We start from the raw sequence: 18464 nt of genomic DNA on the forward strand, positions 1-18464 counted from the left end.
AGGTCCACAACGAACAACAGCGGCCGAAGCCGCTGTTGGATTGTTTCGCTACCAATCTATCACTTCCTCTTAACTTTAGACGCCCTGCGCGGGAATGCGACCCGCGCTGGCGTTATTTTTTCGTTATACGACATGGACCTGGAGATTATGCTGGATCAGCACATCGCCCAGGGTGTTGTCTGACGACAGTGCCGAGTTGTGATAAACGTCAAAGGTCTGCCCTTCTACCGTCCTTTGCCCGGTGGTGGCCCAGACGCCGCCGTCGGTATTGGCCAGCGTCACCTGGTCACCCAGCGTCCCTTTGATCAGCAGGTCATCGCTCTGTTTATCGGTAATATTCAGCGCTTCGTTCAAGTCCAGCTTAATGCTGTTATTGCCCGAGGTGCCAAGGTCGATAATCTCCACATGCTCGACTTTCAGACCGAGCGAGGTGAGATCCAGCGCAATATGTTCACCGTTCAGTACCAGGGTATCCGTCCCTGCGCCACCATCGATATGGGTAAAGTCGAGCGAACTCACGGTGATGGTGTCATTACCCACGCTACCCGTTACCGATTCGCCATGCACTGTCTGACCATCCGCCAGCGTAATGGTGACCCCGCCAATGGTGTAGCTGCCGTCATCCGTTGCCGTCAATGCCACTGTTTCACTGCTGGCCGTGGTGCTGGCCGCCGCCGTGGAGGTGGCATGGTCGGTGCTGCTGGTATCGCTGTCGGTCACCAGCGTTGAGGCCACACGCGCTGCCGTATGCACGGTGGGGGTGGTGCTCTCTTCACTGGTGCTGGCCGCACTGATTGAAGACGTATCCGTCGACGCCAGAGATTCATCGGAGGCCACCGCCATCATCACCGAGGCGGTGGTGGCTAATGGCAACACTGAACCCAACAGCAGCGTGGTGACGGTGGTCGCCGGGTTACCTGCGGCATCAACCGCCGTCACTGTGACCACCGAGCTGAGATCCAACGTGCTGAGTAACCCCCCGACGAACTTCGCACTGTACCGTCCATTAGCGCCCACCGTCGTGGTCATTGTCTGGGTTTGCCCGCTTTGCGACAGCGTGATCGTCACCGTTGTCCCTGTCGCCAGACGCTGGCTTCCTCCTGAAATGGTCAGCCCGGTCAGCAAGACACTCAACAGACTGGCAACCGCATCAACGCTCACCGCCGGCAGGTTTTGCGTCACGGCGTTGAAGCTGGCGCTGGTGCTGCTGGTGTTACCTGCGCGGTCAGCAACAGTGATTGCCGCAGTATGCTGCCCATCGGCCAGAGAGGTCAGCCCTCCTGCCGGGATGGTCACACTCCAGGTCCCATTAGCGGCTACCGTGCCGGTGTATGACATCCCTTCAATATTGACAGTGACCCGGCCCCCCGCTGCACTGGTGGACGTCCCGGTAATGACTTGTGCGGTACCGGATTCAGCAAGGTTGAAGTAACCATCGCTGAAGCCCGCGGTATTGCTCAACGTCACCGTCGGCGTGCTGTGAGTACCGACAATCACCGGAACCGTAATCGTGCCGCTGCTGGTACCGGCCCCGTTGATCACACTGGCGCTGATTGACGCCGTGTTATCCGGCAATGCTTTCAGATCCACCGACGGCACCGAAACGCTCCAGCTGCCGTTGGCGGCGACCACCGTGCTGTAGGTCTTCGACCCGACGTTAACCAGAATGGTCGAACCTTCGGCATTAAACGCCGTACCGGAGATGGTTTGCGCCGTCTGCGCTTCCACCGCATTCAGTGCCCCATCGCCAAACAGCGTGCCAAAGGTGATGGTCGGCGTATTGTGCGCAATCACGCTGGCGCTGTTGCTGCCGGACGCGGTATTGCCATACGGGTCAGCCAGATTGGCGGTGATGGTCAACGGACCGTCCGGTATGGCAGCCAGCGCGGTTTTCGGAATGCTGATACTCCAGCTGCCGTTACTGCCCACCGTCGTACTGTAAGCAATACCATTCAGGGTAAAGCTCACCGTTGAACCCGCCACCGCATTGGTGGAGGTACCGCTGATGGTCTGCGCTGTCGCCAGCTCAGCGGCGTTAAGAACGCCATCACCAAACAGCGTGCCTACGGTGACCGTCGGTGCCACATGCACCCCGATGGTGACGCCGACACTGCTGCTGCCCACATTGCCTACCGCATCGGTCACGGTTGCTGACACCGTCAGTCCCCCCGTCGCCAGACCCAGTAACTGTGCCGATGTGAGTGTCACACCGAAGTTGCCGTTGGAGTCAGTGCTCCCCTGTAAAGTCAGGCCACCGACTTTAATACTGACCAGGGTACCGGTTGGGACATTATTGACATGACCACTTAACAGCTGCCCTAACGAAGAGAGGGCCTCTGTCACACTTAATATCCCATCGCCAAACAGCGGGTTAAGGGTGACCGATGGTAAAGCATGAATGCCCACCGTCCCCGCCAGTGTGCTGCTGCTGCTGTTACCCGCCGTATCGGTGACGGTCACTTTAAGGGTGACACCGCCGTCTAACAGGGTCGCCAGCGCCGATGGCGTCAGCGCCAGGTTAAAGGCCCCGTCAGTCCCTGCCGTGCCGGAGAGCAGTGGCGTAATGCTGTCACCAACAGTGACCACGACACGCGCCCCCGCCGTGGTGGTGCCGCTGATCAGCTGATTAACCAGTGCATCCGCCGCATTCAGCAGGCCATCCCCGAACAGCTGCGTCTGGTTCAACGACAGGCTTGGCGGAGTTAGACTGACCTGCAGCCCGCCCACAACATTAAGGGTGGACTCATTACCGGACAGGCTGTCTTTCACCGAGGCACTGATATCCAGCAGCCCGGACTGCAGCCCCTGCAACTGACCCAGAGTCAGGCCCGCGCTGAACTTACCATTGGCATCAACCGTCGCGTCAACCTCAGTTGTCCCGATCATCACTTTGATGATGGTACCGGCCGCCACATTTTTCACCGTACCGCTGACCAGCTGACTGGCGACATTGCTCAAATCGGCAATATTCAGTAAGCCGTCACCCAGGATTGGGTTGAGGATAATCTCTGGCTTGATCGTCGCAACGGTGATGCTGGCGCTATTACTGGCAACGTTACCTGCCGGGTCGACCACTTTTACCCCCAGCGACACATTGCCATTCCCGAGCGCCAGCAGATCGGTGGCGGAGAGATTCACGTTCCAGCCGCCGCCCGCCTGCACGGTGGTGGTATACGCTTTAGCCCCCAGCGTCACCGTGACAACCGAGCCGGCCACCGCATTTAATGTGCCGCCGATGGTCTGTCCGGCCTGCGCTTCCAGCAGGTTGAGCACATTGTTATCACCAAACAATCCGGTCAGTGCACCCACCACCGGCAGGTTAGTGATAATCGTGGTGACCGGTGCTGTCGTCGTGACAATGTTACCTACCACATCCGTGACGGAAAGATTCAGCGTGTTAGCCCCTTCTTGCAAGGTCGCCAGCGCGGCTGGCGGCACCAGCAGCGACCATTTTCCGTCCTGCCCCACGGTTGTACTCAGTATCTGACCATTCCCCAGAGTCAATTCTACCAGCCCCCCAACCGCAGACACTGCTGTGCCGGTGATCAGCTGGTCAACAGCGGATTCTGCCGCATTGAGGAAGCCACTGAATACGCCAGGATTAGCAGGGTCTCTGACATCGCCAAATATCGTATCAACGTCCAGCCCCAGCAGGCTGTTAAACACTTTATTAATCGTGATGGCCGCACTGGTCTGGTTGCCATGGTCATCCGCCACTTTCACCGTCAGCACGTTACCGCCCTGCAACAGGGCGCCGATCGCCGTCGGGCTCAGCCCAAGCTCAAAAGCACCATTGAGGACGGTTGCCTGCGCCAGAGGAACAGTGCTGTTACCAAGGTAAACATAAATCGTTTGACCATCGGCCCCTGACACCGACCCCGTCAGTGTCTGCGTCAGTAGTGCATCTGCCGCATTGATGACGTTATTCCCCAGCAGGGCGTCCACATCCAGCAGGGGTGCCTGAGTATCCACAATCACATTGTTAAGTACCGCAGACCCGGTATTACCCGCCGTATCCTTCACGCTGGCGTTGATGCTGGTCACATCCTGAGCCAGAGCTTGTAGATCGGCAGACGGCACGTTCACCGTCCAGGAGCCGCCAGCCTGTACTACGGCGGTGTAGGTTTTGGTTCCCAGCGTCACAGAAACCGTGCTGCCAATTTCCGATGAGGTACCGGTAATGGTCTGCGATGTGGCCGCTTCCGCCACGGTGAGAATGTTATCTCCGGCAAATTGCGTGATCGTCACAGTCGGCGCAGTGATATCAATCAGAACCGTCGTGTTGGCGACAACAGGGTCGCCAACGGTTGGCGTAAAGGTCACCACCACCTGCTGTGAACCGGCCGGAAGGTCCGCATTCACCAGCGTCTGGGAGGTAAACTCATTGTTCAGGCGCAGTGCATCGACCGAAATGGTATCGACCAGAATGCCACCCACCGTGATGGTGATCTGCCCGCCCAGCGACAGAGGGACATTGTTGAGCGTCCCGCTGATAAGGGTATTAGGGCCATCGGCCACATTGATAATGTTATCGCCGCTGACAGGAGCCAGCGTAATGTAACCGTCAAGCGTTGGGCTGAGGTTTAACCCAACAGCACCATTAACGCTGGTGGTATTGCCCGCAACGTCGGTAATGGACACCGTGTAATTACCGCCTGCGGTCACCAGTGCCGCGAGATCCGTCACCCCGACATTAATCGTCCATGCTCCGTTGGTACCCACCAGGCCGGTTAAGGTCTGAGTACCAATTTGAAGTGTCACAGTGGCCCCTGCATCAGCAGGATTGGAAATCCCGGTCAACGTCTGCGTATTCAGGCTTTCGACGTAGTTGAGGACATTATCGCCAGCGAAGGTCAGTCCGTTAATTACTGGAGCAGCCGTATCGATGATAAAGCCTTCATTGAGGGTATTGGTGTTCCCCCCCGGGTCGGTCACAGTGACCTTAACGGTTTGCAGATTTTGCCCCAGACCTCCGAGATCGGCCATCTGGCCCGCAGACAACGTTAGCGACCAGGTGCCATCAGGATTAACGACCGTCGCAGGGATCGCCGCCAGGCCACCAAAGGTCAGGGTCACACTCTGCCCCGCACCGACCGCGCCAGTAGTACCGGTCAGTACCGCCCCTGCCAGCGCATCAACGTTAAGATAGCCATTATCAAATGGTACCGCGATGGTGGGCTGCGGCACCGTCAGATAGGCGTTAAAGTCGAGCGTTTCCGTTGCCGGGTTGCCTGCAGCATCAATGACGGTGACGATCACCTGGTGTGTTGTGTTGTTCAGGCCGTTAAGCGCACCCGGAGGCAGTTCCACTGTCCAGACATTCCCTACCACCGTCGCATCGTAGACCACGCCATTCACATCGACTTTCAGCGTGACGCTCTGATCCTGGCCAGCCACCACCGGAATGCCGGTGTTACCCGTAATGGTGATCGCACCCGCCGCCTCATCAATGCCCAGCCCGGTGCCGAACGGGTTAGTAATGGTCGGTATTGGCAGGGTCAGCAGCGCATCAAAGCTGCCCTCAACCTCCGCCTCATTGCCGTAGGCGTCAGTCGCCACCACGGTAATGGTGTGTTCACCGTTGGCCAGACCAGACAACAGGCCGGTGCTGAGATCCAACGACCAGCTACCATTGGCATTAACGACGGCAGGCACAGCTGCCGCGCCGTCAATACTGACGGTGACGGTTTGACCCGCACCCAATACCCCCGTCGATCCCCTCAACACCTGATCGACCGCGGCTTCCGCAATATTGAGCAGGCCATCAACGAACGGGGTGGTAATGGTCGGAACGGGCACATCGTTAATCGCCACGGTCAGCGATGCATCTGCCGGAATCCCTACGTTGCCCACGCCATCCGTCACCGTCACCGTAATTGGCCAGTTGCCGTCCGGCAGCGTGGCTAATACGCCACCCGACAGCGGCAGACTCCAGGTGCCATCACCGTTGATGGTGGCCTCAATCGGCGTACCGTTCACATTGACAATGACATGGGTGTTAGCCGCATCACCATTAAAGGTCACATTCCCCCCCAACGTGATCCCGCCAGCGACTTCATTCAGCGTTAGAATACCGTTACCCGCCAGCGACAGCGGATCGAGGGTGACCGTCGGTAATCCGGTGACAATCGCGGGGAAGTCCAGCGAGGTTGATGCCGTATTGCCCGCCGCATCGCCGACCACAATCACAATCACATGGCCTGCCCCCGTGCTGTTGCCCAAAGCAAGCAGCTGTGTCGTGGTTAAGTTGGCCGTCCAGACACCGTTGGCATCAACACTGGCGGCATAGACGTTGCCGTTAATCGTCAGCACGATAGTCTGCCCTGCACCAATCACACCAGTCGTGCCCGTCAGCGTCTGAGACACTGCGGCTTCGGCCACATCCAGCAGACCATCAACAAACGGCTGGTTGATCACCGGGTTCAGCGTATTGGTCAGTATCAGCTCGACATCGGCCGATACGCTCACCGGGTTCACCGCATCCACTGTTGATACACTGACCTGAATAACCCCATTGCCCATCGCGGCCAGATCGGCGGCCGGGATAGTCACCGACCATCCCCCCAGACCATCCAGAACCACAGGGGAGTAAGTCTGTGTCCCGACAGTCACCACCAGGCTGGCACCGTTCGGCAGATTATCCACCGTGCCCCGGATCGTCTGATCAACTAAAACTTCGGTACTGTTAAGGAAGCCATCAACGAATGGCGTCTCCAGGGTCAGTTCCGTGAGGGCGTTCACCGCCACGTTGACGTCGAGAATTTGCTCCGTGGTGTTACCGTACGCATCCTTGACGGAGACACTGAGCCCCAGATCACCGTCGACCAATGCCAGCAAATCAGCACTTGGAATGGTGGTACTCCAGTTGCCCAGGTTATCGGAGAGCACGCTGTAGACATTGGTCCCAAGGGTGATCTCAACGTTGAGATTCGGCGCTGTATTGCCTGACAACACCAGCCCCGTCAGAGCATCCGCCAGGCTGAGCACACCGTCCGTCACCAGGTTGGCGTCGATTTCCAGCAGTGGCGGTTGAGTATGAACGGTAAAGCTCTCATTGGCCGTCGCGGTATTGCCTGCAACGTCGTTACCGCTGGCAGTAATGGCATTGCTGTTCTGCGGCAGATTTTGCGCATCAGTCTGCGGGATCGTCGCTGTCCAGTTACCGTCGCTGTCCACGGTTGCCGGATAGTCTTTACCATTAACGCGCACGGTAATGGTGTCACCTTCCGGAATATGCTGGCTGCTACCGGTGATGATGACGCCATTCGGGTCGCGTGACTCGTTGTAGTTCACCATGTCATCACTGGTGACCGGGTTGATGGTAATGGAAGGCAGATCGTCACCACGCGCAATCACGGTAAAGTCACGGGTATCATCGCCCACGTTACCGTAGATATCGTTGACCGAGACACTCACCTGCTGCGGACCATCCGCAATGCTTCCCACTGCCGTATCCGGTACCAGGTAACTCCATACTCCGCCGTTAACCTCAGCGTAAAACGTCTGCCCGTTAAAGGTAATCTCCACCATCTGGCCATCGGTCACATTGGTGGTGGTACCGCTTAACTGCAGTGCCTGACCCACTTCACTGGTGTTGAGATAGTCATCACCGGTGATCGCATCAATGGTAATCAGCGGCAGATCGCCGGCTTCTGCCCTCACTTCGACGGTTTCCGTGGCCACCAATGAGGTGTTACCCGCTTTGTCGGTCAGCGTGGCGGTCACAGTATAACTATTGTCGGCCAGGTTCTGCGTCGCACTCCCCGGCAGATCAAAGCGCCAGCTACCATCCTCCTGCACAATCGCAATATAAGCAGGCTGGTTACCGTTAAAGGTGATGCTCACCTGCTGACCTGCTTCATCCGGCGATGCCGTGCCGCTGATGGTCACGGTTTGCAGAATTTCAGTGCCGTTGATCACGTTATCACCGGCAACCGGATCCAGACTCAGCGTTGGCGCAGTCCGATCAACGATGACGGAACTGCTGATGCTGCCCGTATTGCCCTGCGCATTGGTCACGTCCACGCTGATGGGCAGGCTACCCTCGCCGAGGGCCTGCAACTGTGTGGTACTCAGCGGTAGCGTCCAGTTACCGTTAATGTCTGCCGTAACAGGGAACGCCTGGCTGCCGATGGTAACAATCACCGTCTGACCGGCACCGATCGCGCCGGTGGTGCCCGTGAGGGACTGCCCGGCAGGATCAATCGCTTCGTTATTGTTGAGATAACCATCGCCAAACGGGAGGTTAATCGTTGGCTGCAGTGCGCCGGTAGCCAACGTCACGTTGGTGCTGACAGGGCTGCTGTTACCTGCGGCATCCGTCACGGTGGCCGTCAGCGTATAGCTGCCGTTGGTCACACCGGTCAGGGCATCGGCAGAAATAGTCAGGTTCCAGTTCCCCTGATCATCAACGGTCGTAGTGTAAGTCTGTCCGTTGAACACCACGTTCACTGCCTGACCTTCCTGCGCACCGGTACTGCCCCCGCTGATGGTGACACCCTGCGCGGCTTCAGTAGCGTTGATCACACCGTCAGTGGCGATCGGATCCAGCGTAATCGTTGGTGCGACCGTATCCACACCGACCGTCACCGTCTGGCTACTGCTGTTGCCTGCCACATCCGTGACCGTAACGGCCAGATCTGCCCCTGTCTGCGGCAGACCTTGCAAGACTGCTGACGGCAAAGGAATGCTCCAGTTACCGTTAGTATCCACCGTGCCGGTATAGGTGGTGGTGCCGATAAGCACGGAGACCGTTTGTCCTGCCCCCGCCACACCCGTGGTGCCATACAGCGTCTGCCCCAGTGCCGCTTCGCTGGCGTTCAATACACCATCGCCAAACGGGATATCGACGCTGATTTGCGGCAGATTATGGACAACCACGTTCAGCGTGGCGTTACTGGCAACCGGATTACCGTTGGCATCCAGCGTACTGGCAGAAACAATGGTTTGGCCGTCAGCCAGGCCCGCCAGCGCACTTGCCGGTACCAGCGCACTCCACACACCACCGGCACCCACGTTCACGGTAAAGGTCTGACCATTAATCAATACTGACACCGGGGTGCCCGTCGCCACGTTGGCGGTATGACCGGTAACGATCAGCGACTGCTGAGCCTCATCGGCGCTGAGATAACCGTCGCTGATCGGATCGATACTGATCCCCGAGGCAAGGGTGTTCACCGTGATAGTGAGAGTGTTGCTGGCTGGGTTGCCCGCAGCATCACTCACCGCGGCAGTAATGGTTGGTGTGCCGTTCTGCAAGGTACCGGACGGAATGCTGATGCTCCAGCTGCCATCTGACTGTACAACCGGGTTATAGACCTGCGAACCCAGGGTGACGGTCACCGTCTGTCCCTGCTCGACATTTGTCGTTGTACCGGACAACAACTGACTGCTCTGCTGTTCAGCACCATCAACGATATTGTTGCCGGCAAAGGTATTAATCGTAATCGTGGGGAGATCCGCCACATCCGCTTTCACCACCAGCGTGCTGGTGACAGGGGCACTGCTGTTCTGCGCCGCATCCGTCGCCGTCACACTCACCGCGTAGCTGCCATCCGGAATAGCCTGTAAATCTTCCGCAGGAACGTTTACCGTCCAGATTCCGCCGCTCACCACCACCGGCGGATAGGTGACGCCGTTCAGCGTCACAACAATGCTGCTGCCATTTTCACCCGTTCCGGAAACCGCCAGATCGGCGCCCCGCTCTGCGGCATTCAGCACACCGTCACCCGCTATCACATCAACGGTGACCGCCGGCGCCAGGGTATCAACGTTAAACGGTACGGTGAGTTCTGACGGATTACCCGCAGCATCGTTGACCAGCACCGTGATGTTGTTGGTATCCTGCGGTAATCCCGCCAGTACCGTTCCCGGGATTGCCACGCTCCAGTTGCCGTTACCGTCAACCGTGCCGGTATAAGTGATACCTGCCAGTGTGATGGTGACCGTCTGACCGTCGCCAGAGATACCGGTTGAGCCGGTCAGGGTTTGCGTACTGCCTGCCTCTGTCGCATTCAGGACGCTATCACCGAACGGTGCATCAACCACCACGTTGGGGAGATTCGTCACGTGAACATCCAGCGAGCTGCTGCTGGTCACTGCCGAACCTGTCGCATCAGTACCGCTCACGGTTACCGTCAGCGGCCCATCCACTAAGGGGATAGCCCCCGGTTGCAAGGTTAATGTCCACTGACCATTTGCGCCAACGGTGACCGGGAAGTCGCTGCCACCCACGCTGACCGTCAGCAGAGTACCGACCGTGAAGTTAGCTGAAGTACCGCTGATTTCCAGCGGCTGAGCCGCCTCCTGCGCATTGAGGAAACCATCACCGCTGATCGGATTGATTGCCAGGCCCGAAAGCAGGTTGTTCACCTCAAAGCTTCCGGTTTGTTCAATCGCTGTATTGGCACTGTTGCTGACAGAAACCACATAGGTTTGCTGTCCGTTGCTTAAGGCTTCCAGCGCCGTCGCGGGAAGCGTAATGCTCCATGCGCCGCTCGCCTGTACCACGCCACTGTAAGTGACGCCGTTCAGCGCGAGGGTAACGAGTTGACCTTCTTCCACGTTGGTAGTGGTCCCGGTCAGTTTCTGGCTGACATGCTGCTCTGCCCCATCAACAATATCGTTGCCGGTAAACGGATCAACCGTAATCGTCGGTTGCGAGGTATTGATCTGCACCGTGGTCGTCTGGGTAGTTTTGTTGCCGGCCAGATCGGTTTCCGTAACGCTGACCGGGTAGCTGCTGCCCGTGAGAGCGCCGAGGTCAGTTGCATTCACCTCTACCGACCACAGCCCGTTAACCCCAACGGTGGTCTCGTAAGTTTTGCCATTCAGCGTCACCACAATGGCTGCGCCATTTTCACCCGTACCGCTGATGGCGATACCATTTTGCTGCTCGCTGGCGTTGATAATATTGTCGCCGGTGACAGGATCCAGCGCCAACGACGGTGCAATAGTGTCAACAGTGAAATTGCTGCTGCTGGTTGAGGTGTTGCCTGCCGGATCTTTCACTACCACGCTGACGGTGTTGGTACCGCTGTTCAGGCCCGCCAGATCGCCGGTCGGCACGCTCACCGCCCAGCTGTTGTCATTGCCCACGGTGGTCAGATAAACCTTGCCGTTCAACGTGACGCGCACGCTGTCGCCAGGCGTACCGGTCCCCGTGATCGCCAGAGGTTGCCCCAGCTCAGTGCCATTCAGATAGCCATCAGATACCGGAGTGATCACAAAATCAGGTGGCGTGGTGTCCAGCACAATCGGACGTGTGACCGTCACGCTGTCACCGACCGATGGTGTTGCAACCACCGTCACGGTATAACCCGTGTCGGCCAGCCCGGTGAGGGCCGTGGACGGAATGGTGGCGCTCCACAGACCATCAGGCCCGACGGTGGCGTTATAAGACTGGTTATTAAAGGTAACCACCACGCTGGTGGTGCCGTCCGGTACGCTACCGGTAACGGTCAGACCTGCGGCCGCTTCCAGTGCATTAACCACATCGTCACCCGCGACCGGATTCACCAGCAGCGCGTTGGAAACAGCGGTATCCAGAATCACCGAGGTGTTCTGCGTCACGCTGTTGCCTTCCGGATTGGTGACCACAATGGTGACCGGGTTCTGCCCCTGATCGAGATTATCGAGCGTGGTCACCGGGAAGGTGACCGACCACTTACCGTCACTGCCTACCGTGGTATCCAGCGTGGTGCCGCCAAGGGTGACGCTGACGCTGTCCCCAATGGTGCCACTACCGGTGATATCCAGTGGCTGCGTCACTTCAACACGATCGATGATGCCGTCACCGCCGATCGGATCGAGGGTGTACGTTGGCGCGGCGGTATCAACAATCACCACCTCAGTATCCACCGTTTTGTTGCCTGCCGGATCGGTGACGGTAACAGTGACATCGTAGCCACCGTCTTGCAGCAGGGCCAGGTCTGCAGGTGGGATGGTTACCGTCCAGCTGCCATTGTTGCCGAATACCGCGTTATAGGTTTTACCCTCCAGCGTGATCACCACGGTATTACCCGCAGCGGTGGTGCCTTCAATCACCAGCGGCGCCTGTTGTTCGGTGGCATTGATAATGCCATCTTCGGCGATAGTACCCAGCGTCAGAGAAGGCAGATCGGTGGCAATCGTGACGGATGACGGCCCGGCTTCGGCGCTGTTCCCGGCCACATCAATCGCCGTAACCAGAATGGAAGACGCCCCCTTCGGATCCAAATCCAGTAACTGCTGCGTGGTCAGCACCAGAGTCCAGACGCCGGAGCTGTTAACGGTGGCCTCAAACGCACTGTTGCCGATGTTAATGATCACTCTTTGACCGTCGCCCAGTTCCCCGGTGGTGCCCGTCAGGGTCTGCCCGATAAGTGCTTCAGCATTGGTGAGCGTATTATCGCCAAACGGCGTATCCAGCGTTGGGTTCGGCAGGTTGGTGACGTGCACAATCAGCGAGGCGTTGCTGGTGGCCAGTGGGTTATCACTGCTGTCATAAACGGTCGCGACACCCGTCACGGTGCCATTGGTCAACGCTCCCACGTCAGCACGCGGAATGTTGACCAGCCAGGTTCCGTTCGGCTGCAATAAACCATCATAAGGGAGGCCATTAAAGCTAAAGGTCACTCTGCTGTCAGCAGGAACATTCAGCGTGGTCAGAATGATATCCAGTCCCTCTGCCGCCTGAGACTCAGCGAAGTTGAGGTAGCCATCGTCACTGATCGGGCTGACGGCAATCGCGGGCTGCGTGTCATCGACGTTGAAGGTTTTATCCGTGGTGCCGTTATTACCCGCTTTGTCGGTGACACTGGCGGTCAGGGTGTACGATCCGTTCGCCAGCCCCTCCAGCACCTCTGTCGGCAGATTGGCCTGCCAGCCGCCGCCGGACTGAATGAGGGCGGTGGTGGTGTACGTCGCGCCATTGCCACTCAGCGTTAGCGTCAGGGTCTGACCGGCTTCCACATTCGAAGCCGTACCGGTGATAATCTGGTCCACCTGCTGTTCAGCGCCATCAATACTGTTATTCGGCGTGACATTGTTGACAACAATGGACGGTACACCGGTATCCACGACCAGCGGGGTGCTGGTGATAGTCGTGTTGCCCGCCGGATCAACGGCCGTTACCGAGAGCGTATAGTCACCATCAGTCACCCCGGCCACCACGTTGCCCGGGATCAGGGCAGACCAGGACCCGTCGGCACCGACCACGGTAGTAACCGTGGTTCCCGCCAGTTCCACGCGGATAACATTGCCGGCTTCCCCGGTGCCGGTCACCGTCAGCGGCTGAATAGACTCTGCCGCATTGATATAGCCCCCGGAAACCGCATTGACGGTCACTGGCGGCGGAGTGATATCCACCTCAATGGTACGGACCACGGTGGTCACGTTGCCGGCTTCATCGGTGCTGGTGACCTGCAGTTCATAGCTGCTCGCGGTCAGCGCTTTCAGCGCGTTAACCGGCAGCTCGATCTCCCAGTGCCCGGTGCCATCCACGACAACGTCATACGTCTGGTTGTTCAGTGTGACACTGATACGGTCACCCTGCGTACCTGACCCACCGATGGTCTGTATGTCGTTCTGTTCTTCAAGGTTAATGCGGTTATCGGCCGCTACCGGATCCAGCGTGACCACCGGTGCCACAGTATCCACGGTAAAGTCGGTATTCACTTTAACGCTGTTGCCCGCATTATCACCCAGCGTCACGGAGACAGTATTTGGGCCCTGCGGCAGGTTTTGCAGCGTGGCAGACGGTACCGATACGCTCCAGTTACCCAGCGCATCCACTGTACCGGTATAGGTGATGCCGCCAATCAGCACGTTCACCGTCTGACCTGCGCCCTCAACGCCCGACGACCCACTGATGGTCTGTGCGCTACTCGCCTCGGCAGCATTGAGATAATCATCACCAAACAACGGATTGATCTCCGGCAGGAAGCCCGGAAGCACTTCACTGTTGAGTGAATGCTCAACGGTGATGGTATTGCCATTGACATCAACGGTACTGGCGGTGACTAACAGCGTGGTATTGGTCAGGTTCGCCAGGTCGGCAGGTGGAACCGTGACCGTCCAGCTGCCATCACTGTTGGTGGTGGTGAGATAGGATTTTCCGCGGAATGACACCGATACCGAACTGCCTGAGGCCACAAAGCGGCTGAAACCATGGATGGACAGCGGCAACAGTGCCTCACTGGCGTTCAGCGTATTATCGTCGCTGATCACCCCGATGGCGATGGCGCTGAAGGTATTATCAACGGTGAAGCTGCCATTGGTGCTGGCCGGGTTACCGGCCACATCGCTGACGCTGACGGTATAATTATCGGTGCCGTTCGCCAGATTATGCAGCGCCGAGGCCGGAACCAGCACACTCCAGCTGCCATCTGACAGTACCTGACCGGTGTAACTTGCACCATTAAGGCTGACGGTGACCGTCTGGCCTGCCTGAACATTCGTGGTGGTTCCGGTGACAAACTGAGACAGCCCTTTTTCCGCGCCATCGAGGATATTATCGCCCGCAAACACACCGACGGTGACGGTCGGCAGTGAACCGCCGCCAGCAATCACCGTCAGCGGCTGGCTGCTGCTGCCGCTGTTGCCCAGGGGGTCGGTGGCCGTCGCAGTCACGGTGTAGGTATTGTCGGCCAGGCCGGTAACGACGTTCGCGGGAAGGGTTGCGGTCCAGTTACCGCCAGCATCCACCGTGGCGGGGTAATCAACGCCATTGACGCTCACCACCACCGTCGCACCCGGCTCAGTGGTACCGGTAATGGCCAGCGCTGCATTGTGTTCCAGCGCATTGAGATAGCCGTCGCCAGAAACCGGTGCAACCGTCACAGACGGTGAAGCCGTATCGAGGGTGACCGGGGTCAGCGTCGTCGTTTCATTGCCGCCGCTGTCGCGAGCCGTGACGCTGATATCATATTTACCATCAGCAAGCGTTTGCAGCGTCGATGCCGCAATATTGACGCTCCAGTTGCCATCTGCATCGGCGGCAGTGCGGTAAGTCACGCCGTTGAGTACCACCGTAATGGTACTTAACGGGTCTGCTGTCCCGGAAAGCGGCAGCGGCTGACCCTGTTCGGTGCGGTTGATCACCCCGTCCCCCGCTACCGCGCCGACATTCAGGTCTGGCGCGAGTGTGTCCACGCTGACGCTGGCATTATGGATAACTTCATTTCCTGCGGCATCGCGCACCGTCACGATCACAGCGTTGCTGCCCTGCTGCAGCAACGCTAGATCAGCAGGAAGTAAGTTAACACTCCAGGCGCCCGTAGCAGGATTCACCGTGGCGTTATAGGAGGTGCCGTTTATCTCAACGGTCACCGTCTGATCCGGCAGTGTCAATCCGGTGTTACCGGTGATCGTCTGCGGTGTGGCTGATTCGGTTAGATTAAGGATATTGTCGCCACCAAAGGCAGCGTTGACAGTGACATTGTCCGGGAAGTTGGCCTGCACTCCAATGTTCAGCGTGGCGCTGATGCCAGGATCGGTGGCAACTTCGACCTTAATGTCATAAGTATTGTTAGCGACCCCAACGAAGTCAGCAGGCGGAATTTCAGTGGTCCATTTACCGTCTGCACCCACGGTGGCAGTGTAGGATTTATCGTTAAACGTCACGGTGAGCAGGGTGCCCTGCGGCACGCCCTGACTACTGCCGCTGACGGTCACCGGTGACCCGGCTTCCGACGCGTTGATCCAGTTATCGCCACCGACCGGCGCAATCGCCAGCGTCACGGCTAACGGATCGTTAATCACGGGATAATTGCCGCCAAACAGGGCGGTGACGCCGGCAGCATTGGACACGGACACACCGTAATTCACAAATTGGCCGTTAGTCAGGCCTGCCAGTGCATCGGCAGGAATGGTGACATGCCATAATCCCCCCGCCAGCACGGTCGTCGGGTATGGCTCGCCGTTGAACGTGACAATCAGGGGCTGGCCCTGCTCAACATTGAGAACCCGGCCACTCAATTCCTGATCCACACCCAGTTCGGCATTTTGCAGAACGTTGTCTCCGGCAAAGGTATTCACCTCGATCAACGGCTGGCTGCCCGGTTCAACGGCCAGAGTGACATTCCCGTATGCCGTCGTCACATTGCCTGCCGCATCGGACACTTCCACTCTTATTGGGTAACTGCCGTCGGCCAGAGCGGCCTTGTCGGCGTCAGAAACCACGATGCTCCATTCGTTATTGCCATTCGCATTGCCGGTCAGGCTCAGCTCCCGGTCACCGATGAAGACGCGAATGATACTGCCCGATTCCGCCGTCCCGCTGATAGTCAGGGTGCCCAGTTCATCAGCGGAAACGTAGTTATCGCCATTATCAGTGACAGGCGTCAGCGTAACGCCCGTCGGTGCCACGGTATCCACACTCAGCGGGAGGGTGGTTTCAGCCGAGGTATTACCGTATTTGTCGGTAGAGGTGACAACCAGGTCGCTACTCCCCTGATCGAGCTGTTGTAACGCCGAAGCCGGAATGTTCACACTCCAGCTACCGTCGGGATTCACTGAAGCGGTATACGTCTGACCATCCAGAGAGACGGTCACCGATTGACCGCCAACGCTGCTGCCGGTGATTGTCAGCGGTTGCGTGATGTCAGTGGCATTCAGCGCACTGTCAAACGGCGCGACAGTGACAACCGGAGGCGTATTATCCACCGTCACCTCAACTGTGCTGCTGCCCGTGTTACCCGCCGGATCGGTGATATTCACCACCAGAGGTAATGTCCCTTGCGTTGGATCGGTCACTGAACCCGCCGGAATAGTGACACTCCAGCTCCCGTCGTTATTGACCGTACCGGGGTATTTCTCACCGTTAAAATCGATGGAAACCGTCTGATTAGGGCCCGTCACGCCGGTCGTCCCGGTCACAGTCTGCGGCTGACCAATTTCCGTGCCGCTTAACACACCATCGACAAACGGCAGATCGACCTGCACGGCTGGCGCAGTGGTGATCACATCCACCGAGACAGTGGTGCTGTTTTCAATGAGGGTGCCATTAGGCAGCGTAATGCTGGCAACAATCAGATTCGAGCCCTGCGGAAGCTGTTGCAGGTCGGCTGACGGCACCGTTACCGTCCAGCTGCCGCCTGCCTGAGTGACAGCGGGATAACTTACCCCCCCCAGGGTTACAGACACGGCAGTGCCCACCGGTACGCCACTCGCGGACCCGCTCAGGGTGAGCGTGCCCTGTGCTTCAGTCGCACTGAGATAGCCATCGTCACTGACTGGCGAGGTAATGCTGACGCTTGGGGTGGTGCTTTCCTGCACGTTGAAATTGTGAGTGGCGCTGGCAGACGTGCCGCCCGTATTGCTCACGCTGGCAGAAATAGTCGCACTGCCGGTGGACAACAGCGCAAGATCGGCCGCCGGCACCGACACGCTCCATACGCCGTCAGCATCAACCGTTCCGGTGTAGGTTTTTCCGTTCAGCGTAACGGTAACGGTTTGCCCCTGTTGCACGTTAACGGTCGTACCGCTCAGGGTTTGTGAGGTCAGTTTTTCCGCGCCATCGAGCACATCGTTACCGGCAAAAATAGCAATGGCAATCTGAGGCACGTTTGCCGCCGGAGAGACTTCAACAGTAAAGTTATGCGTATCGTTGGCAGACTGGCCGGCGATGTTAGTCACCGAGGCTGAAATGGTCGCCGAACCGTTCGACAGCGCTTCTAAGGCCGAAACCGGAACCGCCACACTCCAGCTACCATTCGCCTGCACCGTCGCATTATAGGTGACGCCGTTCAGCACGATCACCACCGTTTGTCCGGCTTGTACGTTGGTGGTAGTACCGCTTAACAGCTGAGTGGTCTCTTTTTCTGCGGCGCTCAATACGTTATCGCCCGCGAAGGTGCCAATGGTCAGTGTCGGCCCGTTAGCAGGAGGGTTAGGAGGATTGGGAGGGTTGGTCCCACCGCCATTACCGCCATCATCACCACCACCACCGCCGCCACCACCCAGTGCGGCAGCACCCAGCCCCACCAGGCCAAGCGCACCCAGACCTGCAGCGGTGACAAGGCCCGGACCCGCCCCGGTATCAGCCAGCAGCAGAGGCTCAATACTTCCCAGGGATTCATACTGCGGCGTGATGACCATCGCGGTCTGCGCATCGGCAAACTCGCTGGTCACCGGGAACAGAGCGTGTTCCGGCGGATTAACTCCGTCATCGAACACCAGTTCGCTGTGATCGCCATCCACGTCATCCAAGAAGAACTGCTGATAGCGCACAGTGGTGCCATCTTTCATGTGCAGAATGAGGTCGTTACCCTGGCGCTCGTATTCGGCCACCATTTCGCGCGTGCCATGCACTTTTACGATGCTGGGTTGATTAAGGAGAACGTTCCTGGACGAGCCCGCATTGGCCTGGGAGAGAATAGAGCCGTCGTCGCGTGAGAGAATGTCTACGCGGCCATCATTGAGCTGTGCCATTTTAGTAACCTCATGTACATCAGATAACAGGATTTAGAAGTTCAACGCGAGAA

Annotated in this window: 1 protein-coding gene; it reads right to left on the reverse strand. The window is 58.1% G+C overall.

Going from position 1 to position 18464, the window contains the following annotated elements:
- Positions 1-123: 123 nt before the first annotated feature.
- Positions 124-18411, reverse strand: a complete 18288-nt coding sequence (locus LJN55_RS15785) for an Ig-like domain-containing protein (RefSeq protein ID WP_227534822.1) — start codon at positions 18409-18411, stop codon at positions 124-126.
- Between the last annotated feature and the right edge of the window lie 53 nt (positions 18412-18464).

The sequence above is a fragment of the Erwinia rhapontici genome (genome assembly GCF_020683125.1).
Classification (GTDB): Bacteria; Pseudomonadota; Gammaproteobacteria; order Enterobacterales; family Enterobacteriaceae; genus Erwinia; species Erwinia rhapontici.